This window comes from Gluconacetobacter tumulisoli, from assembly GCF_014174155.1.
GTDB classification, from domain to species: Bacteria; Pseudomonadota; Alphaproteobacteria; order Acetobacterales; family Acetobacteraceae; genus Gluconacetobacter; species Gluconacetobacter tumulisoli.
Genome location: NZ_JABEQM010000006.1, coordinates 192010 through 206724, shown reverse-complemented (window position 1 = coordinate 206724; position 14715 = coordinate 192010). Strand labels below are relative to the sequence as shown.

Annotated in this window: 13 protein-coding genes; 7 read left to right on the top strand and 6 right to left on the bottom strand. The window is 66.5% G+C overall.

What is annotated here, in order from left to right; genetic code table 11:
• Nucleotides 1-6 precede the first annotated feature (6 nt).
• Nucleotides 7-669 carry a dienelactone hydrolase family protein gene (locus HLH28_RS09505; RefSeq protein ID WP_182958157.1) on the bottom strand — a complete coding sequence of 221 codons (663 nt, stop codon included), beginning with the start codon at nt 667-669 and terminating at the stop codon, nt 7-9.
• Between the two features lie 38 nt (nt 670-707).
• On the opposite strand from HLH28_RS09505, the gene HLH28_RS09500 reads away from it, so the two are divergent.
• Complete coding sequence (locus HLH28_RS09500; RefSeq protein WP_182958154.1) at nt 708-905, top strand: DUF4169 family protein; 198 nt, start codon at nt 708-710, stop codon at nt 903-905.
• A gap of 173 nt (nt 906-1078) precedes the next feature.
• Here HLH28_RS09500 and HLH28_RS09495 read toward each other — a convergent pair whose 3' ends face one another.
• On the bottom strand, nt 1079-1339 hold the full coding sequence (locus HLH28_RS09495; protein WP_182958151.1) for an usg protein: 261 nt from the start codon (nt 1337-1339) through the stop codon (nt 1079-1081).
• Nucleotides 1340-1608: 269 nt separating this feature from the next.
• On the opposite strand from HLH28_RS09495, the gene HLH28_RS09490 reads away from it, so the two are divergent.
• The 3 genes from HLH28_RS09490 to HLH28_RS09480 all read left to right on the top strand — a co-directional run bounded on the left by HLH28_RS09490 (nt 1609) and on the right by HLH28_RS09480 (nt 4099).
• Nucleotides 1609-1899 carry a co-chaperone GroES gene (locus HLH28_RS09490; RefSeq protein WP_114726807.1) on the top strand — a complete coding sequence of 97 codons (291 nt, stop codon included), beginning with the start codon at nt 1609-1611 and terminating at the stop codon, nt 1897-1899.
• A gap of 53 nt (nt 1900-1952) precedes the next feature.
• Nucleotides 1953-3593 (top strand): chaperonin GroEL, encoded by a 1641-nt coding sequence (gene groL, locus HLH28_RS09485; RefSeq protein ID WP_182958149.1) that lies wholly within the window; start codon nt 1953-1955, stop codon nt 3591-3593.
• Nucleotides 3594-3895: 302 nt separating this feature from the next.
• The gene (locus HLH28_RS09480) at nt 3896-4099 is read left to right on the top strand and encodes a cold-shock protein (protein WP_012225746.1); all 204 of its coding nucleotides are present in this window, start codon (nt 3896-3898) and stop codon (nt 4097-4099) included.
• 46 nt (nt 4100-4145) lie between these two features.
• Here HLH28_RS09480 and HLH28_RS09475 read toward each other — a convergent pair whose 3' ends face one another.
• On the bottom strand, nt 4146-7157 hold the full coding sequence (locus HLH28_RS09475) for an ATP-dependent DNA helicase (RefSeq protein ID WP_182958146.1): 3012 nt from the start codon (nt 7155-7157) through the stop codon (nt 4146-4148).
• Nucleotides 7158-7287: 130 nt separating this feature from the next.
• On the opposite strand from HLH28_RS09475, the gene HLH28_RS09470 reads away from it, so the two are divergent.
• The 3 genes from HLH28_RS09470 (at nt 7288) to HLH28_RS09460 (ending at nt 11846) form a co-directional block, all read left to right on the top strand.
• Nucleotides 7288-8913, top strand: a complete 1626-nt coding sequence (locus HLH28_RS09470) for a lysine--tRNA ligase (protein ID WP_182958143.1) — start codon at nt 7288-7290, stop codon at nt 8911-8913.
• 40 nt (nt 8914-8953) lie between these two features.
• Complete coding sequence (locus tag HLH28_RS09465) at nt 8954-11035, top strand: lysylphosphatidylglycerol synthase domain-containing protein (protein ID WP_220790008.1); 2082 nt, start codon at nt 8954-8956, stop codon at nt 11033-11035.
• A gap of 82 nt (nt 11036-11117) precedes the next feature.
• Nucleotides 11118-11846 (top strand): MarC family protein, encoded by a 729-nt coding sequence (locus HLH28_RS09460; RefSeq protein WP_182958252.1) that lies wholly within the window; start codon nt 11118-11120, stop codon nt 11844-11846.
• Here the strand turns inward: HLH28_RS09460 and HLH28_RS09455 are convergent.
• The 3 genes from HLH28_RS09455 to HLH28_RS09445 all read right to left on the bottom strand — a co-directional run bounded on the left by HLH28_RS09455 (nt 11838) and on the right by HLH28_RS09445 (nt 14708).
• Nucleotides 11838-12449 carry a uracil-DNA glycosylase family protein gene (locus HLH28_RS09455; RefSeq protein ID WP_182958138.1) on the bottom strand — a complete coding sequence of 204 codons (612 nt, stop codon included), beginning with the start codon at nt 12447-12449 and terminating at the stop codon, nt 11838-11840. The two genes, HLH28_RS09460 and HLH28_RS09455, sit on opposite strands and share 9 nt — an antisense overlap.
• Before the next feature lie 13 nt (nt 12450-12462).
• Nucleotides 12463-13167, bottom strand: a complete 705-nt coding sequence (locus tag HLH28_RS09450; RefSeq protein ID WP_182958135.1) for an NAD-dependent deacylase — start codon at nt 13165-13167, stop codon at nt 12463-12465.
• Between the two features lie 140 nt (nt 13168-13307).
• Entirely contained in the window at nt 13308-14708 is a 1401-nt protein-coding gene (locus HLH28_RS09445; protein ID WP_182958132.1) for a c-type cytochrome, read from the bottom strand.
• Nucleotides 14709-14715: the final 7 nt, after the last annotated feature.

The following is a 14715-nucleotide window of genomic DNA, read 5'->3' as shown; positions in this document are numbered from 1 at the left end:
GGCCGCCTACAGATGGCGGCCCAGGAACGCCAGGCTGCGGATGCGCGCCAGTTGCGTGGCGGCGGCGTTGAAGCTGTCACGCTCGGAACAGCCGAATCCATGGCCGGCGTTCGGATAGGTCAGGATTTCCACGTCGGGATGTGCAGCGCGGATGGCCGCGATGTCGGACAGCGGGATCGATCCATCGGTCTCGCCGAAATGCAGTTGCACCGGGCATCGCGGAACCAGCGCGTTCTGCGCCGCGATGCCGCCGCCATACCATCCGATGGCCGCGGCGAAGGCCGACGTTTGCGCGGCCGCCATCCAGGCCACGGTCCCGCCCCAGCAATAGCCGATGATGCCCACCTTGCCGCCGCCCAGCGCGTCGGCGGCCGCCACCACGTCCAGCAGGGTCCTGTCGGCCGGGATGGCCGCGCGAAGCCGCAGGCCGGTCTGGACGCCCTGCGCGTCGTACGCCAGTTCGACATCGCGTTCCGCCCGGTCGAACAGCGCCGGGGCCACGACGCGATAGCCATCTGCCGCGAAGCCGTCGCACACCGCGCGAATGTGATGATTGACACCAAAAATTTCCTGCATCACCACAAGGGCGCGCGGCGCGTCCGGCGCGCCGGCCATATAGGCCGACAGGGTGTGACCGTCCGACGCGGTCAGGGTCGTGGTCGTGCCCATGGGCTGGGTCCTCCTGTTGCGTGAAAGAGGGTGAAACCATGGCCGAAATCGTCAATCTGCGGCAGGTCCGAAAACGCAAGGCGCGCGCCGAGCAGGCACAGATCGCGGCCGGAAACCGGGCCCTGCACGGTCGCACCCGTGCCGAACGCGACCGGCAGTCCCAGGAAGAATCCCGCGCCATGCGGACGCTGGACGGCGCGCGTGTGGAACGCGCACCGGACCCCGAGCCGGGCTGAGAATCCTTTCGACAACGTCTTTCGCTGGCGATCCGACGCGCGTTTCCCGTGCTTCACGGCGGGCGGCCATCGAGGCCGCTCCGCTCCCACGCTCGGAAACCCACGCCGGCCGCTCTCGTTCGGCAAAAGGCGTTTTCCAACGGATTCTGAGGTCCGGCGGCGATGCGGCCAGGTCAATGCAGCGTGAGGCAGGTCCGCGCGCAGGTGACCGAGGGCGGCGTGATCAGCGTCTGCGACGCCACGCGGACGGTATGCAGTCGTCCCTCGATCGAGCGTGTCCAGAAATCGAGGAAACGTCGCAATTCGGGATAGGACGGGGCAAGGTCCATGTCCTGCCAGACATAGGATTGCAGAAGGGCCGGATGATCGGGCAGGTGATACAGGATTTCGGCCGTGGTCAGGCGATAGTCGCGGAGTTGAAGCCGAAGGGTCATGGACACCTCGCTGCATGATCGACGATTGCTGAGGATTCCAGCCTGCGGAAACCCCGCCGCATATTCAACAAAAATTCTTTTATTCCCAAAACCTTGGCAGCCTGGGAAAGAAAGTGCTGCCGATCCTTGACAGGAACGGGGGGTGATCCTACTTGTTGTTGGCACTCTCGTGCGGAGAGTGCCAAAGCGATGTGGCCTGGCGCGCGCGCCAATCCGGTGACGTCGCTTATTCAAGGGCGTTACCTTTTTTTGATGTGGAGCGATCCATAATGACGAATTTTCGGCCCCTGCATGACCGCGTGGTCGTCCGTCGCCTGACTGGCGAGGAAAAGACGGCTGGCGGGATCATCATTCCCGACACCGCCAAGGAAAAGCCGATGGAGGGCGAGGTCATCTCGGTCGGCCCCGGCGCGCGGAACGAGCAGGGACAGATCGTGGCCCTGGACGTCAAGGCGGGCGACAAGGTGCTGTTCGGCAAATGGTCCGGCACCGAAGTGAAGATCAATGGCGAGGAGCTGCTGATCATGAAGGAAAGCGACATCATGGGCGTGATCGCCTGAGGTCCCTGTTCCTTTCCCTCTGATCGACAAGTTTCCTACAGGAGAATTCTGATATGGCAGCCAAGGACGTAAAGTTCGGCGGTGACGCACGCCAGCGCATGCTGCGTGGCGTGGACATTCTGGCCGACGCGGTGAAGGTCACGCTGGGTCCGAAAGGCCGGAACGTCGTACTCGACAAGAGCTTCGGCGCACCGCGCATCACGAAGGACGGCGTGTCGGTCGCCAAGGAAATCGAGCTGGCCGACAAGTTCGAGAACATGGGCGCGCAGATGCTGCGCGAAGTCGCGTCGAAGACCAACGACGTGGCCGGCGACGGCACCACGACCGCGACCGTTCTGGCGCAGGCGATCGTCCGTGAGGGCGCGAAGGCCGTTGCGGCCGGCATGAACCCGATGGACCTGAAGCGTGGCATCGACAAGGCCGTCGTTGCGGTCGTCGAGGAACTGAAGAAGAACACCAAGAAGATCACGACCCCGGCCGAGACGGCGCAGGTCGGCACGATCTCCGCCAACGGCGAGCATGAAATCGGCGAGATGATCTCGCAGGCCATGCAGAAGGTCGGCAGCGAGGGCGTCATCACGGTCGAGGAGGCCAAGGGCCTTCACACCGAACTCGACGTCGTCGAAGGCATGCAGTTTGATCGCGGCTACATCTCCCCGTACTTCATCACGAACGCGGAGAAGATGATCGCCGATCTGGATAACCCCTATATCCTGATCCACGAGAAGAAGCTGTCGTCGCTGCAGCCGATGCTGCCGCTGCTCGAGAGCGTCGTGCAGTCCGGCCGTCCGCTGCTGATCATCGCCGAGGACGTCGATGGCGAGGCGCTGGCGACTCTGGTCGTCAACAAGCTGCGTGGCGGCCTGAAGATCGCCGCCGTCAAGGCGCCGGGCTTCGGCGATCGTCGCAAGGCGATGCTGGAAGACATCGCGATCCTGACCGGTGGCCAGGTCATCAGCGAAGACCTCGGCATCAAGCTCGAGACCGTGACGCTTCCGATGCTGGGCCGCGCCAAGAAGGTGCGGATCGAGAAGGAAAACACCACGATCGTCGAAGGCGCCGGCGAGTCCGAGGATATCAAGGGCCGTTGCAGCCAGATCCGTGCGCAGGTCGAGGAAACCACCTCGGACTACGACCGCGAGAAGCTGCAGGAGCGTCTGGCGAAGCTGGCAGGCGGCGTCGCCGTCATCCGCGTCGGCGGTTCGACCGAGGTCGAGGTGAAGGAGCGCAAGGACCGCGTCGACGACGCGCTGCATGCGACCCGCGCCGCTGTCGAGGAAGGCATCGTTCCGGGTGGCGGCACGGCCCTGGCCCGTGCGTCGGCCGCCCTGGGCCACCTGGAATTCCACAACGACGACCAGCGCGTCGGTGCGGAAATCATCCGCAAGGCCCTGCAGGCTCCGCTGCGCCAGATCGCCCACAACGCGGGTGAGGACGGTGCGGTCATCGCCGGCAAGGTGCTGGAGAGCAGCGACTACAATTTCGGCTTCGACGCCCAGCTCGGCGACTACAAGGACCTGGTCGTGGCCGGCATCATCGATCCGACCAAGGTCGTCCGTACCGCGCTGCAGGATGCGGCGTCGGTTGCCGGCCTGCTGATCACCACCGAGGCGATGGTGGCCGAGAAGCCGGAGAAGAAGGCCCCGCCCGCGCCGGGCGGTGGCATGGGCGGCATGGGCGACATGGATTTCTGATCCGCGTAGCCCCCTCCGATGGCGGTCCGCGGACCGCCATCGGGGTGGCATCCCGACAAACCGACAAAAAAGGGGGCCGTCCATGCGTGGACGGCCTTTTTTTTCTTGCCGACCTTGGATTCCGCGCTTGCCCGTCAGGCGAATTGACAAGACACCACGATCCATGCGCCCATGGAGGCTGGCATGATCGGCGTGTGGACACGGAACGGGTGAAACCCGGCTTCCGGTCCTCTGAGCGTCGATGGTCCGAGAACCCGGATGTCGGGCCAGAGGCCGGACAAGGCGAATAAGGAAATACGACTATGGCTACCGGAACTGTGAAATGGTTCAACGCGACGAAGGGCTTCGGCTTCATCATGCCCGAGGATGGCGGCAAGGATGTGTTCGTTCACATCACCGCCGTCCAGGCCGCCGGTCTGCGCGGACTGAATGAGAACCAGCGCGTCAGCTACGACGTGGTGACCGAGCGCGGCAAGGCGGCGGCATCGAACCTGAAGCCGCTCTGATCCGGCATTCCAAGCTTAACGCGTTCAGTTCCTTTTTCTGAATGCGTCAGGATAGTGCAAGCGGGGAGGACGGGATGCCGTCCTCCCCGTTTTCATGTTCCCGCAGGAAGGCCGCAAGGTCCCGCGCAACGTCCCGCAACCCCGCGCGGCGCACGGCCACGCCCTCGGGGAAGGCCGACAGCAGGCGCGACGGGGCGCGTCGATCCAGCAGGACGAAGACCCCGCGATCCCCGCCGCTCCGGATCAGGCGGCCGAACGCCTGGCGCAGGCGCAGGCGCGCGATCCGGTCGTCATATTCGCCGGGCGCGCCGCCCGACAGATGCAGGCGCCGCTCCCGATGCAGGATGTCCGGGCGCGGCCAGGGCACGCGTTCGAACACCACCAGGCGCAGCGACCGGCCGGGCACGTCCACCCCGTCACGCATCGCATCCGTCCCCAGCAGGCAGGAATTGGCTTCCGAGCGGAAGATGTCGACCAGCGTCGCATTGTCCATGCCGTCGACATGCTGCGCGTAAAGGGGAATGCCCGCCTCCTCCAGCGGCCGCGACAGACGCTGGTGGACGGCCCGCAGGCGTGAAATCGCGGTGAACAGGCCCAGGCCCCCGCCGCCAGCCGCCAGGAACAGCGTCCGGTAGGCAGCGGCCAGCGCGCCGATATCGTCGTGGGGAATGTCGTTCACGATGAAGGCGCGGCTCTGCCGCTGATAATCGAACGGACTGGCCAGCGACGCCCGGAGCGCGGGTGAGGGCAGGTGGCTGGCGCCGGTCCGGGACTCGGCGGCCTCCCATGCCCGTTCGGTCTCGTCACCGTCGGTTTGTCCGTTCTCGTCGCGCAAGGTCGCCGATGTCACCAGGATTCCATGGGCGGGTGCCGCCAGGACGGTCGCAAAGGGAATCGTGGGATCGAGCCAATGGCGATGCAGCCCGACATCATGCTCGCCGGGACGCTGCCCGTCGCGCCGGTCCAGCCGTATGAAATCGATATGCTGCGGTGTCGTGCCATCGGCCGCGGGCTCGCCAAGGGCGCGGAGCATGGAGGTCCATCCCTCAACCCTGCTCAATGCCCGACGGCGAATCGTCCGCACGCCGGCCTCGATTCGCTCGCGGGTAGCCGAATCGAGTTCGCCCGTATCGTCCTCCAGCCGTTCCAGCAGGCGTTCCACCAGCGTGCGCAGGGCCGCGGCCAGGCGGTCCAGCGCACGCGCCAGGCTGGCGGCGGCGGGCAGGACCTCCTCGGGAACGGGATGCAGGTCGCATTCGATCGCGCCGGGACGACGCCCGCCCGGGGAATCGCGGGTCGTGGACCGGGCCAGCGCCTGCTGTCCCAGAAGATGCAGCAGCCATTCCGTCGGGTTCGGCAAGGCGACATCATCAGGACCGAGCGGTGCGAGGAGGGGTGGGGAAGGGGACGATTCCGCAGCGTTCATCAGCATCTCCGCCGACGTTTCCGCCGGCGTGTCGGCCGCCGCCTCGATCGTTGATTGCCACGCGGCTGCCAACCGTCCGGACCAGCCGGGGGCGGGCAGGGCATGGGCGGCCTGCAACGTGGCCTCCAGGGGCGCTTCCAGGCGGGGATATCCCACGACCAGATCATCCAGCCGCCGCTTCAACCCCCGCGCGCGGGATCGCGCGCCCTCGGCACCAAGCAGCCAGCGGCGCAGCTCGGCGGCCTCCAGCCCCGACAGTTCGGCGGAAAACGCGCTGTCGGCGGCGTCCATCACGTGATGGCCCTCGTCGAAGACATAGCGGGTGGGAATATTGTCCTCGTTCGCCGCCTCATCGCCGTCCATGGCATGCCATGCTGCCTGGCTCATCACCAGGGCATGGTTGGCGATCACCAGGTCGGCGTCCCGCGCCCGGCGGATGGAATGTTCGACGAAGCAACGCTGGTAATGCGGGCAGGCGCCATGGATGCACTCGCCTCGCCGGTCGGCGATGCCGGCCAGAAGCCCGCGCCCGAACAGGTCGCCGAACCAGCCCGGCAGATCGCCCCCCATCAGGTCGCCATCCGCCGTGGCCCCCGCCCAGCGCGCGACCAGCGACAAGGCGATCAGGCCCCCGGACGCATCGCCGCGCGCGCCGGCCATATTCACCGCTTCCTCCATGTTCAGGAGGCACAGGTAGTTTTCCCGCCCCTTGCGCAGGACGACATGCCGGCGCCGTTCCGCCGCATCGGGATAGAGCCGGCCCAGCTCGGCCTCGATCTGTCGTTGCAGATGACGGGTGTAGGTGCTGATCCAGACTGCGCCGCCATTGCGTTCCGCCCACAGGCTGGCTGGCGCGATATAGCCCAGGGTCTTGCCGGTGCCCGTTCCGGCCTCGGCCAGCACCATGTGCGGGTCGCCCCGGACCAGACGCGGCGCGAAGGCGGCGGACGCCGCGCCGGCGAAATCGGCCTGTCCGACGCGGGTTTCCGCATGGGGACCCAGGATATCGCCCAGCCGGCGGCGGGCATCGGCGGACGATACGGGCTGGTTGGCCGGCGGGGGCCGGGGGGCCGCGTCCTCCCATTTCGGCAGGCGGCGCCACACGCGGATCGCATCGCCCGGTTGCAGGGCCTCGGGGGGCAGGGACGTCCCGGCGCCCAGCGCCGCCAGCACGCTGCGGCCCCAGGCCCAACCCGCACGTTCCATCCTGACGGCCAGGGCCGCCATTTCCTCGCCCGCCGGGGTAGCGCGCAGGGCGGCGATCCGGTCCAGCAGGATATCCGCAAGCTCGGGCAGCAAGTCGGCCTCGGCCGATCCGATCTGCCCGTCGTCCAGTTCCAGCGCTTGCGCCAGACCACGCACCGTGGGGGGCATCGTTCGTCCGGGCAGGGCGAAGACGAACAGTTCCAGCAGGTCCAGCCACGGCGTGGGCTGCACCGGTTGCGGCAGGCCAAGCCGTCGCGCGGTCAGCGGTGCATGAACCACCAGCGGCGCCGGCCATTGGCGCAGCTCCCGCACCGCGTCTTCGGACGACAGGGTCAGGACCTCGCCGTCCGGCGTCAGGATCGAACACGAACCATGGCGTGCGACCAGGGCGGGCGGCATGTCCGAAGGGGGAAGCGAAGCGGCCATCACAGGAACATATAGGGCACATATGGCCGCCTGTCGCCCGTTACGGACGTCATCGTCGCTTATTCCGCTGTGAAGATGATGTATGGTTTGGATTGACCCGTGTCGTTCCAGTTCATAGCTTCCGCGCATCATGTCCGAACAGAACCGCCCCGATCCCGCTCCCCTGCCCAAGGCCTGGCCCTTCGAGGAAGCCGCGAGGCTGGCCGCGCATGTCGAAAAACGGACGGGGGCCGACGACAGGCCCGCATTGCTGGAAACCGGATACGGCCCGTCGGGCCTGCCCCATATCGGCACGTTCGGCGAGGTGGCGCGGACGTCCTGGGTGCGCCACGCCTATACGCGCCTGACGGGACGTCCTACGCGCCTTCTGGCCTTTTCGGACGACATGGACGCCTTGCGCAAGGTGCCGGACAATGTGCCGAACGGCGACATGCTGCGCCAGCACCTGGGCAAGCCCCTGTCGCGGGTTCCCGACCCCTTCGGCACCCATGACTCCTTTGCCGCGCATAACAATGCACGCCTGCGGTCATTCCTGGACGGATTCGGCTTCGATTACGAATTCGCGTCCTCGACCGACTATTATACCGGTGGCCGGTTCGACGCCGCGCTGCGCCGGGTGCTCGAGGTCCATGACGAAATCGTGTCCGTCATCGCGCCGACCCTGGGGCCGGATCGCCGCGCGACCTATTCCCCCGTGCTGCCCATCCACCCGCGCACCGGCCTGGTGATGCAGGTGCGCATGGACGCGATCGACGCCGATGCCGGAACCGTACGCTGGACGGACGAGGACGGCACGGTGTTCGAGACCCCGGTGACCGGCGGCGGCGCCAAGATGCAGTGGAAGGCCGATTGGGCCATGCGCTGGTTCGCCCTGGGCGTCGATTACGAAATGTCCGGCAAGGATCTGATCGACAGCGTGAAGCTGTCGGGCAAGATCTGCCGGATCCTGGGCGGCGACCCTCCGGCGGGCCTGACCTACGAGCTTTTCCTGGACGAAAACGGGCAGAAGATCTCCAAATCCAAGGGCAACGGGATTTCGGTCGAGGAATGGCTGCGTTACGCGCCGCCCGAAAGCCTGTCCCAATACATGTTCAATGCGCCGCAGCGGGCAAAGCGCCTGTTTTTCGACGTGATCCCCAAAGCGGCAGACGAGTACCTGGCCAATGTCGGCCGCGCCGCCGCCATGTCCGATGACGACCCGGCGCTGCCGGCGAACCCGGCCTGGTTCATCCATGCAGGGCGGATCGGCCCGGACGCCGGCAGCCCGTTGACCTTCGGCATGCTGCTGAACCTGGCCAGCGTCGCAAACGCTGAAACCCCGGACGTGCTGTGGCGGTTCATCCGCCGCTATGATTCGGCGGCGTCGCCGGCGGCCTGCCCGATGCTGGCCCGTCTGGTGGACCATGCGATCGTCTATTACGCCGATTTCGTGCGGCCGGCGAAAACCTATCGCCAGCCCGACGCGCGGGAACGCGCGGCACTTGCGGACCTGGCCGACAATCTGCGCGGCCTGGCGGACAACCCCGCCGAGCCGGACACGTTGCAGAACCTGGTCTTCGAGATCGGCAAGCGCCACGGGTTCGAACCGCTGCGCGACTGGTTCGGATGCCTGTATGAGGTCCTCTTGGGCCAGAAGGAAGGACCGCGCTTCGGGATTTTCATCGGGCTGTACGGCGTATCGGAAACGATCGAACTGATCGAGGCGGCGCTGGCCCGCCCATCCATCGGCGCGTCGACAGGCGCCGGCGTGGTCTGAGACCCCCGGCGGATCGTGACATGACGTTCCCGGACTCGTCATGCCCGTGAACCGGAACATCATGCCTGACGTGCCGACACCCCCGCCGCGTGGCTGGCAGCGGATGCTGCGCCATGTGCCCCACGCGATCGGCCTGGTGCTGATGATCGCCGCGATCGTGGTGGTCCAGCACGAGGTCCGGGACCTGCATTGGAACGACATCCGCGCGGCATTGAAGACGATTCCGGCCTCGACCCTTGCCGCAGGGGTGGGCTGCACCGTCCTGTCCTATTTTATCCTGTCCTTCTACGACTGCCTGGCGGTCGTGCAGGTCGGATGCCGCATGTCGTTCCGGCGCACGGCGTTCGCGTCCTTCTGTTCCTACGTGCTGTCGCACAATCTGGGATTCGCGGCGATTTCGGGGGCCGCCGTGCGGTTCAGGCTGTATGGGAACTGGGGCCTGGGCCCCTTCGCCATCGCCCAGATCATCGCCTTCTGTTCCGCAACCTATCTGCTGGGCGCGGGGGCGCTGGTCGGCGCGGTGCTGCTGATCGAACCCGGCGCCGTGCCGATCGTCGGGCGGCACCTGCCGCATGCCCTGCTGTCGGGCGCAGGGCTGCTGATGTGGCTGGGGGTGGCCACCTATATCCTGCTGGGCCTTCGGCTGTCGGAAGTGCGGCTCTGGCGCCATACGATCACCTTTCCCTCGCCCGGCATGGCGGTGGCCCAGACGCTCGTCGCGGCGGCCGAGGTCGCGGCGACGGCCGGCATCGCCTATACTTTCCTGCCGCCGGGCACCGGCCTGGGATACGGCGTCTTCCTGGCGATCTACATCGCGTCCTATACGGCCGGGCTGATGGCCAGCGTGCCGGGCGGGCTGGGTGTGTTCGACGGGGCGATGATGCTGGCATTGAGCCCGTATCTGCAGGCCACACAAATCATCAGCACGATCCTTGTCTTCCGCCTGTTCTATTACATCATCCCGCTGTTTCTGGCCGGGGCCATGTTCGCGGGCCATGAACTGTTCCTGCGCGGGGATGCCGCCCTGGCCCGCAAGGCCGCGCCGCAGGCCCCGCGCCGCGGCCCGCGCGAAACCCGTCCCAGCCATGTCATCCGCGAGAGCGAGGCCGACTTCTCGGTCGTCGTAGCCACCGGCGCCGTATCGATCTGTGGTGCGCTGCTGGTCGCGCTGACGATCCTGGACCCCGCATCCTGGACGAATGCGGGCGGACTGCACCATCTGGTCGGGGTGGCGGGCGATTACCTGCTGTCGTTGATCGGCGTGGCGCTGATCGGCTTGGCGGTCGGCCTGTCGCAGCGCGTGACCCTGGCGTGGAAGGTAACGTTGGGCCTTCTGGTCTGCGCCGTCGCCCTGACGCTGCTGCGCGGGGCATCGCTTGCCGTTCCGGGAATCCTGGGCCTGGTGGCGATCCTGATCGCCCCGTTCCGCAGTTCCTATTATCGTCACGCGCGTATCCTCAGCGAACCCCTGGCGTTCCGCACGATCCTGTCGCTGGTCTTGCTGATCGGCTGCGTCCTGGTGCTGGTCTGTTCCGGCCCGCGCGACGAGGTCGGCGGAAGCTGGTGGGAGGTCATGCTCTTCACTTCGACCCATGGCGTGGCGCAATGGACCATGGGGCTGGCCGTCGTCCTGGGCCTGGTCATGATCGGGCGCCTGGTCCGTCCTGGCCAGATTGTCGTCCTGCCATGGAACGATGACGGACAGGCCCAATATCGCGCGCTGGACCATGCCGTGGACGATCCGGGCCCCGGCACGCCCGCCGGCCTGATTCCGGGCGCCGCCGGAAGTGCGATGCTGCCGTTTCTTCGAATCGATGGCTTCCTGATCGGCGTGGGCGATCCGGCGGGGGCATGGGACGATTGTGCCTCGGCCATCTGGTGGCTGCGCGATCTGGCGGTACAGGAGGGGCGGCAGCCGGTCTTCTGGCGGGTCGGAACGTCTATGTTGGACGTGTACAACGATCTGGGCCTGACCTCGTGGCCTCTGGAGGGCGGGGTCGGGGAGCCCACGACCTATCTGTGCTGCGTTCCGCAGAGCGTGGCGACCGTCCGGGCGATCATGCAGCCGGCGGATGGCGGACATTCGCTGTCGGTCGTCGCCCGCATCACCGACAAGCCTTGACGGACAGCCGGGCTTCGGAAAAACGGTAGCACTGATCCCGCGTGGCGCCATCCGGCGCCATTGCCCCCCGGGGACGAAGATGATGTCGCCAAGCCTTCACGCCGTCTTGCCCCAGGGCGGGGCAGGCGATTTTGCCGTCGTGGCCGATACGTTCCTGCTGGCGTTTCCGGCATTGTTTTCCATCGTAAATCCGCTTGGTGCCGCGCTGATCTTCACGCAGGTGACGGCCGGACGAACGCGGTCCGAATGCCTGGCGCTGGCCCGCGCCGTTGCATTTTATTCCGCATGCCTGCTGATCGCCTCGATCTGGATCGGCAGTGCCATCCTGGCTTTCTTCGGAATCACGATCGATTCGCTGCGGATCGCCGGCGGGCTAGTCGTCGCGGTCCGCGCATGGGCGCTGCTGCAGGCGCCCGAGGAAGCGGCGGCCCGGAAAGAGAAGCAGGCCCGGCAGGACGGCCGCACCCTTGCGGCGCCGAGCTGGACGGAAATGGCGTTTTTCCCGATGACGATGCCGTTCACCGTCGGTCCCGGCACCATTTCGGTCGCCATCGCACTGAGCGCCGCGCGACCGGCCTCGGCCGGCAGCATCCTGTTCTATGTCGCGCTTTCGCTGGCCGCCGTGGTCGTGGCCGCCACGATCTGGCTGGCCTATGCCTATGCCGACCGGCTGATGACGTTCCTGGGTGTGACCGGCGCGCGGATCGTGTCCCGTCTGGCGGCATTGATCCTGCTGTGCATCGGGGTGCAGATCCTGTCGGCGGGGATCGAAGGCCTGACCTTGACGATCGTCCACGCAGCCTCATCCTGACGCGCCGTCCCGCTCCAGCAAGGGGCGGATGGCTGCCCGCAGGACGGGCAGCACGTCGGTCGCAAACCAGGGGGTGCGGCGTTCCCATGCCCCAGTGCGCCAGGACGGATGGGGCAGGGGAAAATAATGCGGCATGACGTCGCGGAAATTCCGGACGCGATCCTCGACGCGCCCGGGTCCCAGCACGGCGGCCTGGGCATAGGACCCGACGAGAAGGGTCAGCCGGATATCGGGCATCATCGCCAAGATCCGGTTGCGCCACAAGGGCGCGCATTCGGGGCGCGGGGGACGATCGCCCCCGTTCGGAAGTCGTCCCGGATAGCACATTCCCATCGGTACGAGAGCGATGCGGCTGGTGTCGTAGAAAACGTCCCGGTCGATCCCCAGCCAGCCGCGCAGGCGGTCGCCCGAGGCATCGTTGAAGGAAATACCGGTCTCATGCACCCGCGTGCCGGGAGCCTGGCTTGCGATCAGGATCCGTGCCGTCCGCGACACATGCAGGATGGGACGCGGCCCCAGGGGCAGGTCGGCCGCGCAGACCCTGCAGGCCCTGACCTGGCGGACGAAATCCTCCAGGTCGCTGTCCCCAGGTCCATCCGTCATCGCTGCGGACCGTTCATCCGGCCAGGACCTCATCGACCCAACGGGGCACCATACGCGTGGCGGGACCAGTCATGAACCGGTCGAAGCGGGCCGAGGCAACCGATGGCTCAAGATTGATCTCCAGCGTCTCGGCGTGACCTTCGACCAGGGCGGCGAAACCGGCAGCGGGATAGACGGTGCCGGACGTTCCGATGGAGACGAACAAGTCGCATGCCCCCAATGCGGCCTCGATCCGCGGCATGTGCAGTGGAATCTCACCGAACCACACGACGTCGGGACGCAGGCTTGGGCGGCCACAGAGCGGGCAGGGCGTCTCGGGAAGGCAATCGGCATGCCATTCGGGCGTGCCGCCGCACGAGGCGCATCGCACGCGCAGCAACTCACCATGCATGTGCCAGACGTTCCGGTTGCCCGCACGTTCATGCAGGTCGTCGATATTCTGCGTGATGACCAGAATTTCGCCGTGCCATGCCCCCGTGCGTGCGGCCTCCTCCAGCCGGGCCAGCGCAAGATGAGCGGCATTGGGTCCTACACGGCGTAGTTCGGCGCGCCGGTCATTGTAAAAACGGTCTACCAGCGCCGGGTCGCGTCGGAATGCATCAGGCGTGCAGACATCCTCGATGTCGTACCGGCTCCAGATCCCGTCGGCATCCCGAAAGGTATCGAGGCCTGATTCCCTGCTGATGCCGGCCCCGGTCAGGACCACGATGCGTTCCATGGGATGATCTGCCGCTCCGTCGCTGCCGTCTGGCCCGGATTGTGACGTCCCGATTATGCCAAAGAAGAGCGCATAAGAAAACCGCCGCGGGAGGTTTCCCCCCGCGGCGGCAATCGGCAAGACGACAGACCGGGTGCCGGTTACTGGGCCTGGTCGACCCCGGAATGGGTCTGCGGCGCGAACGTCCATCCGGCACCGTAAGGCTGCGGATGGAAGATCAGCCACCCGCTGCTGGAACTGTTCCATCCGCTGCTGGACACCGGCGCCCCCGTGGCGCGCAGCTTGGTGACATCGGCCGCGGTGACGCTGGCCGGCGCGCGATTGCCCCAGCTGGACCGGATGAAATTGACGACATCGGCGATCTGCTGCGGCGACAATGTCTTGCCATAGGCCGGCATGGCCACGGCGGAGGGTGCCCAGTTGGTCGGGGGCAACACGCCGCCGTTGACGATCACGTTGACCAGGGACGTGGGGTTGTCCGTCACGACCACCGGGTTGCCGGCCAGAGGCGGGAACATGCGGGCCACGCCGCCGCCGTCATTGCGATGGCAGATCGTGCATTGCTTCAGATAGACGTCGGCGCCGGGCGAACTCGCTGTCTTGCCCGATGCCAGCATGTCGGCGGTGGACGGGTCATAGGTATAATCACCCTGCGACGGCGGCACAGGCGGAAGGCTCTTGAGGTATTTGGCAATCGCACGCAGATCATCGTCGGAGAAATACTGCGTGCTCCAGGCCACCACGTCGGCCATGCCGCCGAAGACCGCCGAATGGTCGATGCGCCCCGATTTCAGGAAATAATAGATATCATCCTCCGACCAGCGGCCCAGGCCGACCGCCGGATCGTTGCGCAGGCTGGGCGCGACCCAATTGTCGATCGGGGCCCCACCCGACAGGAACACCGCTCCGCCGCTGCCATCCAGCGCCTTTTCCTGCATGGCGAAACCGCGCGGAGTGTGGCAGGCGCCGCAATGGCCCGGGCCGGTAACCAGATATTCGCCGCGCGCGACGACGGGATCAGTCCCGGGGGCGGGCTTGAACTCGGCGGGCGAGGGCGAGAACAGCATGCGCCAGATCGACAGAGGCCAGCGCATAGACAGCGGCCACGAGATCTGGACCGGCTTGTTCGGCTGCGCCGCGGGCGCCACCCCGTGCATGAAATACGCATAGAGCGCATGCATGTCGTCGCTGCTCATGCGCGAGAAGGCAGGATAGGGCATCGCAGGGTAGAGCGTCGACCCGTCCTTGCGTACGCCGTGACGAACCGCCTGGTCGAAATCCTCGAACGTGTAGCGTCCGATACCGTAGGTCGGGTCGGGCGTGATGTTGGTCGAATAGATCGTGCCGATCGGGCTCTTGATTTCCAGGCCCCCTGCATAGGCCTGGCCATGCAGGGCCGTATGACAGGCGACACAGTCGCCCAGTCGCGCAACATAGGCCCCCTTGTCGATCAGCGCCTGATCCGGCGCCTGCGCCATCGCCCCCGTGGCAAGAAGGCCGAACGCCGTCGTGCCGATCGCAACTTTAAGCCTGTTGAGCATTCTGTTC